At 59.3% G+C, this 16,601-nt stretch carries 13 protein-coding genes and 3 pseudogenes; 9 read left to right on the top strand and 7 right to left on the bottom strand.

Annotation, left to right across the window (positions count from 1 at the left end; translation table 11 throughout):
- Window positions 1–126 precede the first annotated feature (126 nt).
- Entirely contained in the window at window positions 127–1,779 is a 1,653-nt protein-coding gene (gene tnpC, locus AXW67_RS02765; protein ID WP_063676418.1) for an IS66 family transposase, read from the top strand.
- A gap of 953 nt (window positions 1,780–2,732) precedes the next feature.
- Here tnpC and AXW67_RS40095 read toward each other — a convergent pair.
- Entirely contained in the window at window positions 2,733–3,254 is a 522-nt protein-coding gene (locus AXW67_RS40095; protein WP_082905796.1) for a glycoside hydrolase family 108 protein, read from the bottom strand.
- Between the two features lie 1,122 nt (window positions 3,255–4,376).
- Here AXW67_RS40095 and AXW67_RS02755 point away from each other — a divergent pair.
- Entirely contained in the window at window positions 4,377–4,982 is a 606-nt protein-coding gene (locus AXW67_RS02755; RefSeq protein ID WP_063676415.1) for an AfsR/SARP family transcriptional regulator, read from the top strand.
- Between the two features lie 33 nt (window positions 4,983–5,015).
- Here the strand turns inward: AXW67_RS02755 and AXW67_RS43695 are convergent.
- The 5 genes and pseudogenes from AXW67_RS43695 to AXW67_RS02745 all read right to left on the bottom strand — a co-directional run.
- Window positions 5,016–5,721: pseudogene (locus AXW67_RS43695) on the bottom strand (integrase core domain-containing protein); the annotation flags it as partial.
- Window positions 5,722–6,226: 505 nt separating this feature from the next.
- Window positions 6,227–6,444 (bottom strand): annotated as a pseudogene (locus tag AXW67_RS43020) (IS5/IS1182 family transposase); the annotation flags it as partial.
- Between the two features lie 233 nt (window positions 6,445–6,677).
- The gene (locus AXW67_RS41530) at window positions 6,678–6,917 is read right to left on the bottom strand and encodes a hypothetical protein (RefSeq protein WP_136623867.1); all 240 of its coding nucleotides are present in this window, start codon (window positions 6,915–6,917) and stop codon (window positions 6,678–6,680) included.
- 172 nt (window positions 6,918–7,089) lie between these two features.
- Window positions 7,090–7,491, bottom strand: coding sequence for a hypothetical protein (locus tag AXW67_RS02750; protein ID WP_063676413.1), 402 nt, complete (start codon window positions 7,489–7,491; stop codon window positions 7,090–7,092).
- A gap of 70 nt (window positions 7,492–7,561) precedes the next feature.
- Window positions 7,562–8,536 (bottom strand): caspase family protein, encoded by a 975-nt coding sequence (locus AXW67_RS02745; protein WP_161491217.1) that lies wholly within the window; start codon window positions 8,534–8,536, stop codon window positions 7,562–7,564.
- A 349-nt stretch (window positions 8,537–8,885) separates the two neighbouring features.
- Between AXW67_RS02745 and AXW67_RS40080 the strand changes: the two are divergent.
- Window positions 8,886–9,879, top strand: a pseudogene (locus AXW67_RS40080) (AAA family ATPase); the annotation flags it as partial.
- On the opposite strand, the gene AXW67_RS44960 reads toward AXW67_RS40080, so the two are convergent.
- Complete coding sequence (locus AXW67_RS44960; RefSeq protein ID WP_063702303.1) at window positions 9,836–10,654, bottom strand: RolB family protein; 819 nt, start codon at window positions 10,652–10,654, stop codon at window positions 9,836–9,838. The pseudogene AXW67_RS40080 and the gene AXW67_RS44960 overlap by 44 nt on opposite strands.
- Window positions 10,655–11,221: 567 nt before the next feature.
- On the opposite strand from AXW67_RS44960, the gene AXW67_RS02725 reads away from it, so the two are divergent.
- From AXW67_RS02725 to AXW67_RS02705, 6 genes are all read left to right on the top strand, one after another.
- A complete protein-coding gene (locus tag AXW67_RS02725; RefSeq protein WP_063676407.1) occupies window positions 11,222–12,904 on the top strand; it encodes an alpha,alpha-trehalose-phosphate synthase (UDP-forming) in 1,683 nt (560 codons plus the stop codon).
- A 630-nt stretch (window positions 12,905–13,534) separates the two neighbouring features.
- Complete coding sequence (locus tag AXW67_RS43690) at window positions 13,535–13,813, top strand: IS4/Tn5 family transposase DNA-binding protein (RefSeq protein ID WP_245315390.1); 279 nt, start codon at window positions 13,535–13,537, stop codon at window positions 13,811–13,813.
- Complete coding sequence (locus tag AXW67_RS02720) at window positions 13,810–14,985, top strand: IS4 family transposase (RefSeq protein ID WP_347336739.1); 1,176 nt, start codon at window positions 13,810–13,812, stop codon at window positions 14,983–14,985. The genes AXW67_RS43690 and AXW67_RS02720 overlap by 4 nt, the downstream gene beginning before the upstream one ends.
- 68 nt (window positions 14,986–15,053) lie before the next feature.
- The gene (gene tnpA / locus AXW67_RS02715; RefSeq protein ID WP_145927377.1) at window positions 15,054–15,467 is read left to right on the top strand and encodes an IS66-like element accessory protein TnpA; all 414 of its coding nucleotides are present in this window, start codon (window positions 15,054–15,056) and stop codon (window positions 15,465–15,467) included.
- Window positions 15,464–15,811: an IS66 family insertion sequence element accessory protein TnpB gene (gene tnpB, locus AXW67_RS02710; protein WP_063676405.1), complete on the top strand. Its 348-nt coding sequence runs from the start codon at window positions 15,464–15,466 to the stop codon at window positions 15,809–15,811. The genes tnpA and tnpB overlap by 4 nt, the downstream gene beginning before the upstream one ends.
- Window positions 15,812–15,882: 71 nt before the next feature.
- Window positions 15,883–16,601, top strand: a 719-nt coding sequence (locus AXW67_RS02705) for an IS66 family transposase (RefSeq protein WP_145927376.1), incomplete at its 3' end; no start/stop codon positions are given.

Below are 16,601 nucleotides of genomic sequence, written 5' to 3'. Positions count from 1 at the left end.
CCGGCGCAGTTGAGCTATCTGTTGTCCGGGATCGATTGGCGCAACCCTCAAGAAACCCAGCGTCCGACGCGGGTCGGATAGCGTTTTACAGTTTGAATCTGCTGCTTGATCTGATTCAATGGCTTCATGATATCGAAGCCGGACGATCTTCCATCGGACCTTGTCAGTGCCCTGGCGGCGCTGCAGGCCGAGCGTGAGGCGCGGCTGCAAGCCGAGGCGGTTGCTGCCAGTGCGCGGGCGGAGCTGTCGGACAACGAGGCGCTGATCGCGCATCTGGAGCTGCGGATCGAGAAGCTCAAACGCGAACTGTACGGGCAGCGCTCCGAGCGCACGGCACGGCTGCTCGAGCAGCTGGAGTTGGAGCTCGAAGAACTCGTCACCACGGCGAGCGAGGATGAGCTTGCCGCGCAGGCCGCAGCGGCGAAGACGCAGAACGTCCGCCCCTTCATGCGCAAGCGGCCGGTGCGCAAACCATGGCCGGACGACATCGAACGCGAGCGCGTGGTCATTGAGGCTCCAACGACCTGTGCCTGCTGCGGTGGATCGCGGCTGGCGAAGATCGGTGAGGATGTGACCAAGACGTTGGAGGAGATCCCGCGCCGCTTCAAGCTGATCGAGACGGTACGCGAGAAGTTCACCTGCCGCGATTGCGAGAAGATCAGCCAGCCGCCCGCGCCGTTCCATGCCACGCCGCGCGGCTTCATCGGCCCACAATTGCTGGCGACGATCCTGTTCGACAAGTTCGGCATGCATATCCCGCTCAACCGCCAGAGTGCGCGCTTCAAGTGCGAGGGGATCGACCTGCCGTTGTCGACGCTGGCCGACCAGGTCGGCCACGGGACCTTCGCCGTCATGCCGCTCTTCCACTTGATCGAACGCCATGTGCTCGCTGCCGAGCGCCTTCATGGCGATGACACCACCATCCGTATCCTGGCGAAGGGCAAGTGCACGACCGGGCGGATCTGGACTTATGTGCGAGATGACCGGCCCTTCGCCGGGCCTGCGCCGCCGGCGGCGGTCTATTACGCCTCGAGCGACCGACGAGGCGAGCATCCCCAGAAGCATCTGGCCGCCTTCGCCGGTATCCTGCAAGCCGATTGCTACAGCGGCTTCGAGCCGCTGTTCGACCCGCGGAAGAAGGCGCTGCCGATTACGCCGGCGTTTTGCTTTGCCCATGCGCGGCGGGGCTTCTTCGAGCTGGCTGACATCGAGAAAAATGCTCGAGAAGGTAAGAAGGGCAAACCGGTCTCTCCGATCGCGCTGGAGGCTGTCAGACGACTCGATGCGTTGTTCGAGATCGAGCGCGCCATCAACGGCAGCGGCGCCGACGAGCGGCGCGCCATGCGCCAGGAAAAGAGCAATCCGCTTCTCGAGGACATGCACGCCTGGTTGCTGCGTGAGCGCGAAACCCTCTCGCGCTCCTCCGAGGTCCTGAAGCCGATCAACTACATGCTCCGGCGCTGGGACGACTTCGCCCGCTTCCTCGACGATGGCAGGATCTGCTTGACCAACAATTGTGCCGAGCGCGCATTGAGAGGCATCGCCTTGGGAAGGCGCAACTGGACCTTCGCCGGCAGCCAGCGTGGCGCTGACCGTGCCGCCATCATGCTGACGATGATCACGACCTGTCGCCTCAACGAAGTCGATCCCAAGGCCTGGCTCGCCGACGTCCTCGCCCGTATCGCCGATCTTCCCGCATCGCGTCTGCACGAACTGCTGCCCTGGGAATGGAAGCTCCTGCGCCAAGCCGACAAGCCCGCCGATCAGCAGGCCGCCTGACCTTCACGCAGGGCTATCATAGAGCTCGCCGTGCCCGCGCGCATGCGTCAATCAGGCGGTCTTCGTCGTATGCGTACCTTGGATGAGCGACCCGGCCCGATGCTCAAGTGGCCGGCGCCGCGGGCGGTGCGCCGAGCTTTGCAGAAGAACAGGGGGGCAGCGGTTCTGCGCTTTCGCCGCGTTCGCCAGATCCCCCGCGGCAGCCTTGTTCGAGCTGCGCTGGAGCTTTTGGGGCGCGAAGTTCGGTGGTGCGCAGAGCTCGGAGCGCAATGCCGCTGCACGCTCGAACAACGTCACAAGCCGCATGTATACCGTGGCCGTCGGTGCCGCCTATCTGGTCCGGCCGGACCACGATCGCAGGTTTTGCGCTCGCCGATGGAGGCACGAATTCCGCGTTGTCTCTCCAAGCTCTCCTTACCGTCAATGCTGATAGCATCGACGTTGCTGGCGGCGCGCCGGTGAAATGCGAAGCCTGATCCGTGCTGAAGAATTCGGCCTGCCGTGACGATGCCATAGCGCCCACCAGCGTCCCGAGGCAGAACGCCGCATCCACGTGATCGAGAGCCGCCAGGGCCGTGCCCGGCGTCTCGCCCGAATCCAGAACGACCGCGAGATATCACCGATCTTATGTGTGCAGCGACTTCACGTCGACCGCTGGCGTGGCCGGCGCCCGGTCAGGAATCCTCGAAGCGCTTGGCTCCAATTGCGATTTCCATCCCGTGATCTAGTTGGGTGCACGTCGAAATGCAATGTGAGCTGGGCGATGGGTCGGTCCCATTGATGACGGCGAGGGCTACCGTCACCTTGAGGCCGGAGAGTGGCGGGACCATCTGCTCTGGGTTTCTCCTGTTCACGAGGATGTTCGTCGTGGTGAAGCGAAGAGTCTGTGGGACCAACTTCTATTCGGAGCGCAGCCGCTGCGTCGTTCGTTAGCTTTCGGTCCTACACGTTAGCTACATCGCAAGAGCCTTGGCCTCGACATCGGCGATCCGACGCGACCAACCGTTGCTGAAGAATTTCCATGACGGAAGCCGTCGCAAAAAACTACGTCGCTTTTCACAAATCGCCCGGATTGTTGTCTCTCTATTTGCGGCCAATACCTTTGAGATCGTCTCGTGTCCGACAGCGCCATCTTCCTTAGCGCCGACCGCGGCTTGCAACCAGAGCATGCTTCGTCGACACCCAGACAGCACGCCGGCGTCAAACGTCGCGAGATCAACTCCGTAAGGCAGACTTTCACCGCGCACCGGCTTCCAGTAATCTCTTTCGTAAATTGCCCTTGCATCACCAAGCGTCAGATTTTTGATGTCGAGGTAAGGATATGCATGAGCCGCGATTCCGTAGCGCGTCCCTTTCAGAAGCCCGATGCCTACACGTCCCCCAGTCCAATTGCCGCGATCACTTGGATTGTTCGAATATCCGCCCTCGTGCGTGAGGGTCACGGCGAGGCATTTTGCAAAGTTTGCAACAGCCATACTACTGCTCCTAAACGTCGTGCAAGACGTGCTTTGAGCGCGCTGACGGGCGACGTCCCTTCAGTTTGTGGTTGCGGTTTTGAAAGTTAACCAGCAGGACCGTGGCGTCGGGGCGCCCCAGCGAGCGATCGATGCAGAATCCGAAGGCAATCGCGCGGTGGTCACACGCGGAGGCGAGGTCCTCGAGCGAGTGAGATAGCGTTTGAGCCGCTTAGTCTGCGGACCAAGTCGCGGCCGGTGTTTACGAAGTGTTAAACGAAGTATGGCCGGCAGTTCGTAAAAGAACATCGCCTAGCAGACGTGGATCCGGCCCCACATTCACCGCGGGCTGAAGAAGTGCGAACAAGCAGCAGCTGTCGATCCGATCAAGTTGCAAACCTGGTGCCCTTTTGCGCCATCTGCCAGCCTCGTCGGGCGCCAAGTTTATCTTCGCTCGCATGTTGGCCGCACATAGCGCATCCTCAACAATTGCTCGACGTGCGGGCAGGCCGTGCGTATCGGTGATGCCCACAGCGACCACTAATGGGACCGCGGCTCGGGAATGAAGGCATTCGCGACAGTCGCTGATCGTCGCACCGCTCAGAACGTTGCGCTGATCGCAAGAGAAAGCCCCGTGGCCAAAAGAGGTGCGGATTAATGAGTGGGCGCAGCTTGAGATCCGATCACATCGATCGGGCGGAAGCCGCGGGGCTCTCGACGATATCAAAGCGGCTCTACGAAAACAGTTGGGTCGATACAGCCATCTGATGCGGGCGGGGCCGTTGTCTAACGTTTGCACGATACGTCGAACCAAGCTCGCAGAATGATTGGCAGGAGATCTAACGTTCATCCGTGTCGCTTAGTCCGCAAGAGAAGATCGCGAAGCAAGCATTATAAGCTTTCGAAAAGGATATTTGGCGTGAATAACACGTTAAACGTGCGTCTGCGCGGCTCATAGTAACAGGTGCACTCGGGCGTTGGCTCGATACTTGACGAAGCCTGCTGCCCGTCATGGAGACCGCAGTGAAGATGCCGAGTAGTGGCGTTAATGCGCACAAATTCGAAGGTTCGAGATTGCTGCGCCACTCTTCCATCTTGCGATGTGATTTGATAGATTCAGTAGCATCGAGCTAAGGAGAATTGATGTCGGGTGTCTGCTCGGAGGAGGTTCGGCCACGGCTGCGACTGCACGTGTTCGGCGCAATGCAGGCGTCGTGCCAGACGGGCGAGAGCGTTCTGCCGCGAGGTCGCAAAGCGCAAGGGATTCTAGCTTATCTGGCCATGTGCGGGGAGCCGACCGTCTCGCGGCGCCGCCTTACGGGGTTGCTCTGGAGTACGCGTTGGGAAGAACAGGCGCGCGCTAGTCTGCGGCAAAGCCTTTTCGAGTTGAGACGAAGCATCGGCGCGATCAGTCCAGAATTGCTTTGCATCGAAAATGACCGCGTGACGTTGCAGACCGGCAAGGTCTGGATCGAAGGGATCGGCCTCTCCAACGAACTTCATCGCTTAGCTTGTTCTCCCCGGCAGGATCCAAGCGTATTTTTAGAGACACTGCGTGGCCTAGATCAGGCGTTCGACCGGTGGATCGATATGCGTATCGCGACGTTCACTCGATCGAACAAATTCGTATGTGCTTGGGCGTGGTGCAATTGTCCGCACCGGCGCGGAAGGGAGTTGGTGCGGGGCCCGTCCAATTCGAGGACAACAATTTATGCGGCCGACTTTGCCCAGGTGTCGGAGAGGCGCTGACCTTGCCCCCATCTATCAAATCCCGGCTTCGCCCTAGCGGTTGGCTTTGCCCGGTTGGACGGTGGTAGCAACGGGAGCTGGCCGGAGCCTCGGATAGCGCAGCGACGGATCCAGGCGCGGATTAAAAGTTGCGCGCGACCTCAGATCGCGTTGCCATCCGGACTGCGAGTAGGGTCGGATGCGTTTGTGGTTGGCCCGTCAGCATCCAAGCGTGACGCGAGCCTGGGGAAGCGATGTGAATAGTGTCTCTTCAAGAGTTCGTCCAATAGCCACCTATTGAATCTCTCGATGTAGGCATTCTGCATAGGCTTGTCGGGCGCGATGTAGTGCCAGACGGCGCGGCTCTGATTTGCCCGCGTCAGTCTGGCGTTGCTGGTGAGTTCGGTACGTTGTCTCTGACCACCATTTTGGGCGTGCCGCGCTTGATAATCAACCGGCCTGGGTCCCGAGCCCCGAGTACCCGACAGCGAGGTGTCGGCCACAAGCGCCAGGTACTCGCGGGTGCAAGCATCGATCACGGCCAAGACACGAAAGCATCGGCCTCAGTGAGGTGATCCGAGGCGACGTCGAGCGACCTGCGGTCGTTGCGGGCCGTCGGCACCAACACTGACGCTCGACTCTCTCGCTTGCGGCTGCCAAGGCGGAGTACCGTGAGTTTCTCTACCCGGGAGAGCCGGAACAGCTTCTTGTGATTGACCAGGTAGCCCTCCCCCTAAGGCAGCACGTGCAGGCGTCGATGACTAGGTCAAGCCAAAGGGGCAAGGTTAGTGCTCAGCGACGGCGGCGAGTCCGGCGTTGATTTGATGTTGTAGAGAGACGCTGTCATGCGGACCGTTGCCATCGCGGTAGCCCCTCGGCTGATCATCGCCGCGCGGGCCTGGATCTGACACCGGTAGTCGGGGACTGCGAGAAGGCACGACTCGCATCGGAAAACGGCCGAATGATCCTGGATCAGGAAGATCAGCTTCTTTGGGCTCCGAGCTCGAAAATAGTTGGACTGATCGGCAGATCAACCTACTGGCGGGCGATCTGAAGGCTGCTTATGAAGGCCTCATAGAAGCACGCATTCGATCACATACTTGCATATCCAAAATCGTCTTGCACCAGTTCCGCAACCAGAGAAGGATAGAACTCCCACGCGCGCTAGCGCTGCCTGCTGCGAGCAAATCCGGCTGGCCGCGCGAATCGGAAGGCGAAGGACTCCTGCAGTGCAGGCTGGCCCTCGATGTTGCATCTGATGTCGCGGATGATCCGAAGATGTGCTTGAGCAGCAACAGCCCGGTTATGAAACGATCGCGATCGCCGGCCTGCCGTTCTCGCTGTAGAGCGGCCCGATCTCGCCATCGATCCAGTCCCGATCGGCCTTGCCGGGAAAAAGGACGAGCTAGTGCTTCATATTGATGATCTGGTCCGGCCGTGCCAGAGACAGGTCATTGGATTCCCGGTGGTTCTCCGGCCGCATCGTCCCTCCGATGGCACCATACGAGCGGAGTTCATTGCGACGGGGAATCCAGAAACGCATTTGCCAGGGTTGGCGCGCTCAAGGCTCAAAACCCTGCAAATTCCAACGCCCCCCAAAAAAACGTGCCGTAAGCTCAGTCGCTTAGAGGCTCGTTCACGGGTGGCTAAAATCTTGTCTCCTATTTCAGCTTCACATGGTCCCGTTTCGCGGGTCTATTTCATTTCTGGGCAACTTCATGCTTTCGTCCCGCGTACTCCAACATCGAGCGGCGATCCGAAAGCATACGCCTCGAGATGCGATACATTAAAGACATTTGTTACACGGAAGGACGTGCCATCAGTGGAGTGAACCTCACGATTCACTGAGACAACATCCTTGGTGCGGACAACTTCACCTTCAAAGGCTTGCCAAGCCCCGCCGATGAATGCCTCGAAGCGAGTAATTTTGGTAACTTTAGAGTCAGGCTGTGCCATCGTCGATGCTGCCCTTAGTTGGAATGCGGAAGTGGCTACATAGGGTTAGAGAGGTATGCAGAGATGCCTACATCCAAACGGAAGCCAGCTTTTCCCATGGACCTCGATTTTGCTTTTTCGTGGGATAGGCTGGATGAGCTTCCTCCTGAAAAACTCATCCAGCTCAACACCCTCAGCCCGGCTGGTGGTCTTTCATTGCCCCCCTGACTACCGAGCCAATTACGGGAGCGAGCTCGCGCGCAATGCGGAAGGCGAAACCGGCCAGACCCTTGTCAACTGCGCCGGGCTGCTCGCCGTTTATCGTTGTAACCATTGATGCGATCGCTGGAACTAGGATCGCATGGTCAATCCCGAGCATCTCTTGTCCGGCAGCGGCCGGACGGTTGGCCAAGCCACGCGCGATGGACGCGCGGCCCCCGAGCGGAGCTTTGTCGAGTGGGCCGGGCGGCTCAATCGCGATCTCTCCGGACAGGGAGCCGATCGCGGGAGTCAAAATACTGAAAAGAAGCCGCCCGACCTCATCGTTCTTATTCGCTACATTAAGTAGAAGTGGAATGAGCGTTCGTTCGTCCATTGATGATCCTCCAGTTAATAAGGGTATGGTACGTGTCGTACTGGCATGTTGGGAGGTCGATTGTGGCTTGCTAGTCCGCGACATCCTTAGGCGCCAAGTCTATGAAAGAACGGAAGCGTATGCCGGCCGGAAGCTCGGGTTCTTTTAGAAGAGGAGTTTGGGTAAGCCCGATACTCTGGATCGTTGAGGCCGTGGCTCGTATGAGTTCAACCAACGTTGCTCCCACGCCAATCTTCTTCAAAGAACGGAGCAGGGCAAACGTGAAGGCCGACTTCCCCTCGGTTGATGCGGTGCTCGCGGTCGCCGTTTCCGTTTCTCTGCAGGCGGACAGAAGTACGCCCTTTATCTGCACGCGCCCGATCTTGTCCGGTGGCGGCGCAGACGCGATATCCTGGAAGTCGATCGCGGGATCAAGAGCAGTGGCGATAGGGGAAGAACTACGGATCAAGGCTGGTCCGCCAAAACGTCTGATTGCGTGTGCGCCGGCTTGCGATGGGAGGTGATCGACACACTGGCCCGGACGCGTGTATGCCTTGACCTTGGCCTCTTGAGCTATGCCGAAATGTTTGCACATCGGAGCCATTGAGCGTTTATCGAGCCCACCCGAGAAGCAGCAGTCCATAACGAGCGTAAGCGTTCCCGGCGGCAAAGCTTGCGTCATTTGACTGATCGCGTCATCGAAAAGAAATCCGTCATAGAGAACAACGCATTCTTTGATGACACCGTCTCTCAATTCATTCGATCCGTGACCGGAAAAGAAGAAAACCAACCGATCGTCCGGCGTTGCCCCAGCGATTAGCTGCCGTAGCGTGGCTGATACATGGGCTAGGGTGGCCTCGGAATCGACAAGTCGGACGATCTCATCGAATGCGTAATCCTCTTGGAGGACCTCCACGAAGGCATTGACGTCGTTGATACAGCTCGGAAGGTTATTGGCACTGCTCTGATAGTCGTTAATCCCCGCGACTAAGGCTCGGCGTCGAGGTCGAATGACGGCATCATTCCTGTAGTTCGCTACGGATGCATTCTTCTGATGCTCAAGCATAAAAGTCCTGGTAACCCGCGTCATTGACCGTCTAGCGTCTGCAAGAAATCAATACGAAGGATCAGAAGAAGCAGGCGTGAAACTCACGTGAAAAGCACCGTAGCCATCTATTGATGGCGCGTGAGCTGAGCCCCGCGATTCCCAAAAAAAACGGGTTGAATCCGTCATATGGTGAGTTGAGGCCGGCAAACCGGAGCTTTGTTCGGCAGAGCTTTCGCTTCCGCATTCCATTGGCTGGAGGAGCGCAACAACGATGCATGCCTCAAGAATCCGGGCGTCCAGAAGGGCATTCTTCCTGAAGAAGGGCCATTGCAGGATTGCGGCGGCAGACATCTGCCGCAAGGCCGGGATCAGCCGTGCATTCGATTCGACTGGAGACGGACTGCTCCCAATGATGCGCGCGGCGCGCGACGTGTGGGAAGCGGCAGGGTATCGCGTCATTGGCGCGGTGCCTGCCGGCACGGCCACTGAGGCCCTGTCGAGCGCAGCGAGGATCCTTTCGTGTACGTTGTCGTCGTGGGAGCTGCGCTGGCAGAACGGCCGTGACGCCCTCTATGGGCGGACCGTCATGGTGATCGACGAGGCCGGCATGATCGCCTCGCGGCAAATGGCGACCTTCGTGGAAACCGCATCCCGGAGTGAAAACTCGTCCTGGTCAGTGATCCCGACCAGCTTCAGCCAATTGAAGCGGGTGCCGCCTCACGGTCGATGGCCGAGCGCATCGGCTATGCCGAGCTCGTGACGATCTATCGCCAGCACGCGCAATGGATGCGGGACGCTTCGCTTGATCTCGCGCGAGGGTGCATCGCCGATGCCTCCCTGCCTATCGCGCCCACGGCCGCATTCTCGGCTCCGAGCTCAAGGCCCAGGCGATCGACAACCTGGTCGCGGACTGAAACCGCGATTATGATTCGGCGCAGACCTCGCTGATCCTCGCACATCTGCGCCCCGATGTGCGCGCCCTCAACGATCTGGCGCGCGGCAAGCTGATCGAGCGCGGCCTCCTCAGGGAGGACATGCGTTCCGGACCGCGGACGGCGAGCTCCGCTTTGCCGTCGGCGATCAGATCGTGCTCCTGCAGAACGAGAGCTCGCCCGGGGCATGATCGGCAAGGTCGTCGAAGCCAAGCTCAGGCGCTTCATCGCCGAGATTGGCGAGGCGGGCAGCGCCAGCGGGTCGAGGTCGATCAGCGGTTCTACGCCCACGTCGATCACGGCTACGCCACGACCATTCATAGGTCCCAGGTCGCGACCGTCGACCGGGTGAAAGTGCTGGCGAGCCTCTCGCTCGACCGCCACCTTACCTATGTCGCGATGACTCGGCATCGCGAGGACGTGGCGCTCTCGTTGTCGGCCCTAAAGTCTGTAGATCATTGATCGTGAGCGGCTTCGATCTGTTCCTCATCGGGGCGGACTGTTTGGGCTGACCTTCCGCGGGTTGGCTGGAGCGGGTGACGATCGTCCTCAGGCGTGCTTCGCGATCACGTCTGCGTCGAGAGCGCGATCGGATGTGCTGCGTGCTCGCCCGTCCGTAAGCCACGATATCAAAGCGGCGACCATCTTTGGGGTGTGTCCAAATGGTTCCGTCTTCATGCTCGAAGCAGTCGGTGGAAGAGATGGCGATGAAGTGTTTAATGTCTCCCCGGGTGACCATGTCGTATCCACGCTTGTGGTACTTCCTTTTGATACTGTTAGCAGTAGTAGACGTCCACGTATACGGCGGCGTTGTGAGGGCCATCACCTCGTCCTCACCGAGAGTATCTGGAATGTCCTCGAGCCTCTGATTTCTGGCGCACGCCTCTGCAGCCTCGACCGTCAGATAGACGTACAAGGGGGAGATTTCAGGATCGATGCACTCCATCTGCTCGTCAACTGGAGAGTCATTCATACACGGTTCGGTTTCGAATTCCTTGAACGCCCCCGGAGGAAACTGAGAATCTTCACTCTCTTGAACCGTTGCGACCCACTTCTGTTGCCAGGTTAGAAGTTGCCGGGTGAATTCCCGGTAGTGTTCGAATGCCCTGCCTAGCGCCGCCTCCAAAGCGGATCGATCTCCCACATCCGCTAAATCGACGCTTTTAAACGTGGGGCGCTCATAGGCTGGCCAGCTATCGGCCATAATGAAAGAGGATGTGCAGAATAGATATGAAGAGAAGCGGGGTCGTTTGGAATGATGGAAGGGGAAAGCAAATGGCGTATATAAAGATAGCAATAGAGCTCCTCAGTTGCTCCATCGGTTTATAGCGACCATGTCGATTTCAGCCAGCGTCGACATTGACCGTGACCTGCCCCTGATTCTTCATCGAGCCTCCTATTGAGCCACAGTGACAGATCGTGACACGATCCAATTAGCCGATGCGTTCCGTCAGTAATTTACCTTTTCGACGGGCAATAAGACCAATGAAGATCAATAGCACGTTCAACTTCTCGAAGGGTCACCCGACAGTTTTGCCTCCAATTGAGACCCTTCCAATCATGCAGTTGGAGTGCGCAGCAGCTATCTGCGAAACATTATCTCGGCCATTTCGAGCTCCCTTTCAGCCATTTGGTAGATTGCGACTTCCAAATCTCCCCTAGCGAAGCTCGTCCCGCCTCGGCCATAGGATCTCTCTCTTAAGAGGAGAGCCGCCATCGGGGCAATCCGAGTCGCGCTGGGACGAGAAGCGCCCCGTTGGAATAGCAACAGATGGACCAACCCTCCTTTGACCAGCCCTTGAGCGAGACGCGGCTAGCGCGAGCGCAGCAAACCGATCCAGGCCCCTCCCGCCGTGGCGCCTCTGCCCAGGAGGGGCAGCGGATCGACACGGCGGCCCTGTGGCCAATTGGGAAACTTGTCATCGTTTCGAACCGCGTTGCCGCGGCCGATCCGGATGAACCCAAGGCGGGCGGTCTCGCCGCTGCCCTTGAGTCCGTCGTGAATCGCCTCGGCGCGGTCTGGATGGGGTCCTCGGGCAACGTGGGCTATGGTAGTGAGTACACGACGGTCTGCGAGCAGCGCGGCAGGGGCCAAGTGATGATGCTCGATCTGCCGGCCACGCATTATAGTGGGTACTACCAGCATTTTGCGAATTCGATTCTCTGGCCGGCGTTGCATTCGCTAGCCGAGCGGATCATCCCGTGCTCGGAAGAGCACTATGATAGCTATTGCCAAGTCAACGCCTTCGTGGCGAAAGCGCTGGCGGGCCTTGGGAATCGGAAGGCGTTCTGGGTACATGACTATCATTTCCTCCCGCTTGGCAAAGAGCTGCGTAAGCTCGGTGTCAACCGAGCCACCGGCTTCTTCCTGCATACGCCATGGCCGACGCCTGACGTGATACAGCAAGTGCCGCACTATGACGCACTGGTGGACTCGATGCTTTGGTACGACCTAGTCGGCTTCCAGACCTATAGGGATCTGAGCAATTTCCTTGCCTGTGCGCATGCCTATTGCGAGATAGTTGAATCTAAGAATGGTGTCGTACGGTCTAACCAAGGCCTGACGCGATGCCGAAAGTTTCCAATTGGAGTCGACCCGAAGCAGCTCGCAGCAGATGCCGTGAAATCGCTCGCGAAATACAAGACGGAAATCTCGTCGGTGCAGGAGAAACTGCATGGCGCGACGCTTGCAATCGGTGTCGACCGGCTTGATTATACCAAGGGGATCGACAACCGGATCAAAGCTTTCGATCTCCTATTGGCAGACGATCCGCACCGCGTCTCGCTGTTGCAGATCGCGACCCCTTCGCGCACCGATGTCCCAATGTACGAAAAATATGGTGCCTATATCGAGAGTTTGGTCGACGACATCAATCGCGATCATCGCGCGGACGACGGCTGGGAGCCGATCTTGTATAGGAAGGGCAATCTCCCTCAGGCTCAACTTGCGGGTCTCTATCGCGCTGCGCGCGTTGGTGTGGTGACGCCGTTGCGTGACGGCATGAATCTGGTGGCGAAAGAATATGTCGCTGCGCAAGATCCGAACGATCCGGGTGTGCTAGTGTTGTCGAAGCGTGCAGGAGCGGCCGAAGACTTCGACGAAAACGAGGCTTTGCTCGTCGATCCGACCGATCCTAGAGCCATCGCCGGTGCGATTTCTAGGGCGGTGAACATGCCGCGAGAGGAACGTCTCGCGCGCTGGCGATCGATGATGAACAAGCTACTCGAATATACGATCCACGACTGGTCCGACGCTTTCATTCGAGAGCTGTACAAGGGTCAAGGCGCTCGATGGAGGGCGAGACTCTCTCGATTCGCGTTTTCGGTTTGCTGCGGGCCCAACGTGGCCCTCCAACGGGAGACGCGACTTAGTCAATCTCTGGCCCCGCCCTGTCGCGCTCCGCGCGTGCCGCCGCAATCGGCGACTGAATATCGGGCGGAGGCTGATCTGTAGTCTCGCTCACGCCTGGCACTCAAGTTGATTCGTGAGCTGTTGTGGGAGACCGCAGCAAGACATGATCCAATTGGTCACTGGGATTACGAAGTTGCGGCCCGCCGGGCACTGTCGTGGGCACGCCGTTTGCGGCGCGATACGCCGGCTTCTCCTGGACCTCGTCTGCTCGCGAACAGCTCGCCCTTCTGTTGAGATTACGAGCTGCCTTTCATCTGCGTTGTTGAAATGTTGTATGTCGTATGCCGTTATGCGGCAATCGAATTTTTATTAAATAAGGCTCATTAGATAAACTGTTTCGAGATTGCACGGTCTTAAGGCTTTGCCAGTTGCATGCCATACATCTGTTTGAACGTGACTGGAAAACATAATCGAAAATAATCCAAACAATACCAAACACGGTCGATAATCAATTAGTCCATAACGAAGGGAAACAGGCGGAACGAGCCTGACGCACCGCTTGCCGGCCGGTTGAACCCGGTGTCGTTTCGATCTGTTCAAGAAAAGAGCGCCTAGTCGCATAATTCGTATCCCTCCGGCGGCGCTTTCAATTACCCACATCTTCGAGCGGGCTTGCCCAGTCTGAATCTGGCGTGATTCTGTCCATGACGCCGAATCACTGGGGCGTCATGGATGAATGTTGGATCGGAGTCCGGCCCGGCCGGCTGGCAAGATGCCGAGGTGGCGGCGGCGAGTCTTCCCGATAAGCGTTTGCAACGTCGTTTACGGCGGTTGCTGGAGCAGCTTTCCGCCGCCCCGGGTAAGCCGGTTCCGGCGGCGTGCGGCGATTGGGCTGCGACGAAGGCGGCCTATAGATTTTTCGACAATCCACGCGTCACCGAACACGGCGTGATGGCAGGACATTTCGCTGCGACTGAGCGCGTTTCAAAGCCAGCGAAGGGCCTGTCCTGATCCTGCAGGATACGACCGAGTTCATCTACAGTCGCGAGTCGCCCGGCAAGATCGGCTACACAAAGACCATCAATGCTGGGCGCTATAAAGCCGGACAACCCACCACCCGCACCTTGTGCGGCGTGTTGATGCATTCGAGTCTGGTCGTCACCACCAGCGGAACTCCACTCGGCCTGTCGGCGGTGAAGTTCTGGACCCGCAGCAAGTTCAAAGGAACGGCTGCGCTCAGGCGGCTCGTGAACCAAACGCGCGTGCCGATCGAGACCAAAGAAAGTTATCGCTGGCTCGAGAATTTGCGTCAGTCCATCGCGCTTCTGGGCTCGCCCGAGCGCTGTGTGCACATTGGCGATCGCGAAAGCGATATCTACGAACTCTTTTGCCTGGCGCAGGATCTCGGGACGCGGTTTCTTGTGCGCGTTCAGACCAATCGGCTGGCCGAGCCACCGTCGGAGGCCTCGCCGACGAATGCGGCCCATCGCGTCTTCGCTCAACTTGCCGCGGTCCCTTGGTCCGGCCGCCACCGGGTCGCGATTGGCGGTGAAGATGGCGAAACTGCTTTCCTGCAGATCAAGTTCGCCTCGGTGAAAACATTGCCGCCTATCGGCAAGCAAAAGCGCTACGCGCCGCAAACGCTCGTCTATATTCATGCGTTGGAGGTCGACCCACCTTCGAATCGTGACCCGATCGATTGGAAGCTCGTGACCAATTTGCCTGTCGACGACCTAGCAGCCGCCGTCGAAAAGCTCGACTGGTACGCCTTGCGCTGGAAGGTCGAGGTGTTCCACAAGATCATGAAATCTGGTTGCCGCGCAGAGGACGCGAGATTGCAGACCGCCGAGCGGCTGGTAAAGCTTCTCGCTCTCATTACGGTCGTCAGCTGGCGCATTTTTTGGATCACTATGTCCGCGCGCGCTCAACCGGATGCGAGACCCGAGACTGTCCTTACCCCCGCGGAGATTGAAACACTCGACCGCATCGATGCGGCGCGTTCCAAACCGCGCATCCTTCGCCGAACGCTAGCAACTTACCTTTTGCAGATCGCCATGCTCGGCGGCTATCTCGCCCGCACACGTGATCATCCTCCAGGAAACATCGTCGTTTGGCGAGGTCTGACCAAGTTGCAAGATGTCGCCTTCGGCATCGCTATCGGGTCACCCCGAAGATGTGGGTAATTGAAAGCCGGCGGCGGCCGCCTTGTGTAGTTTGAGAGGCGGCCCGAGGATTTGACCTTAAGTCTAGCTTGAAGGTCACGTGGCGAATGCGGGTCAATGTGTTGGGCGCCGAGCGTCGGCGGCGATGCAGTTACGACGAGAAGGTTCGCCTTGTCGAAGAGACGTTGCAGGCTGGCGAGACGGTCTGCGGCGTCGCGCGCCGGCACGGGGTGGCTCACAGCCTGCTGTTCACCTGGCGTCGACAGGCGCGCCAGGGTCGACTGGGCGGAGATTCCGTGCCAGCTCTCGTTCCCGTCGAGATCACACCGGTGGCGGCTCCGATCTCGAGCGACACGCCACAACCGGTGTCTCCACCGCCTGCGCAGCGCGCAAGGGCTGGAATCATCGAGATCGAGCTTGGCGGTGGCTGTCGTGTTCGCGTTGACCGGGACGTCGACGGCGAGGCGCTGCAGCGGGTTCTTGAGCTCCTGCGACGACGATGATCCCGATCCCGAGCGGCGTCAGGGTCTGGATCGCCACTGGCCACACCGACATGCGTCGCGGCATGCAAAGCCTGGCTCTCACGGTTCAGGAGAGCTTGAAGCGCGATCCCCATGCCGGCGATCTCTACATCTTCCGGGGCCGCCGCGGCGATCTGGTCAAGATTCTCTGGCACGATGGGCTGGGCATGTCGCTCTACGCCAAGCGCCTTGACCGTGGGAAGTTCATCTGGCCCGCGGCGTCGGCCGGCGCGGTATCGATCTCAGCGGCGCAGATGGCCTATATGCTCGAGGGCATCGACTGGCGGAATCCGCAACTGAGTTGGCGACCGCAAAGCGCGGGCTGAACGAAGAAATCTGCGGTTGCCGCCATTTTTGGGGAGTCCCAACGCATCCAATCTGTGATTCACTGCGTCGCATGGATGCCGACCGCGACGCTGTTCCGGATGACGTTGCCGCCCTAAAAGAGGCGCTCGCGGTCGAGCGCGCGAAGGGTTTGGAGATCGCCGCCGAGCTCGCGGTCGCCCGCGCGAAAGCGTCGGAAGACGAGGCGCTGATTGCACAGCAGAAGCTGCAGATCGCCAAGCTGAAGCATGAGATCTACGGCCAACGGTCAGAGCGTTCGGCGCGGCTGATCGAGCAGTTGGCGCTGACGTTCGAAGAGCTGGAAGCCGACGCCACCGAGGACGAGCTGACGGCGGAACAGGCCGTGGCCAAGACGACGACGGTGCGGGGATTTACCCGCAAGCGCGCCGAGCGCCAGACCTTCCCCGAGCACCTTCCCCGGGAGCGGGTGGTGATCGATGGGCCGACGGCTTGTGAATGCTGCGGCAGCAATCGCCTTCGCAAGCTCAGCGAGGACGTGACGCGAACGCTGGAAGTGGTGCCGCGCCAGTGGAAGGTGATCGAGACGGTCCGGGAGAAGTTCTCCTGCCGCGACTGCGAGAAGATCAGCCAGGCGCCGGCGCCGTTCCATGCCATCGCTCGGGGATGGGCTGGCCCGAGCCTCCTGGCCATGATCATGTTCGAGAAGTTCGGTCAGCATCAGCCGCTAAACCGCCAGGCCGAGCGCTACGCTCTGGAAGGCGTGCCGATCGCACTGTCGACCATGGCGGATGCCGTTGGGGCGGTCTGTGC

It is taken from the genome of Bradyrhizobium neotropicale, assembly GCF_001641695.1.
Classification (GTDB): domain Bacteria; phylum Pseudomonadota; class Alphaproteobacteria; order Rhizobiales; family Xanthobacteraceae; genus Bradyrhizobium; species Bradyrhizobium neotropicale.
The sequence above is the reverse complement of the archived record's forward strand: the minus strand, read 5'-3'. Positions and strand labels throughout refer to the sequence as shown.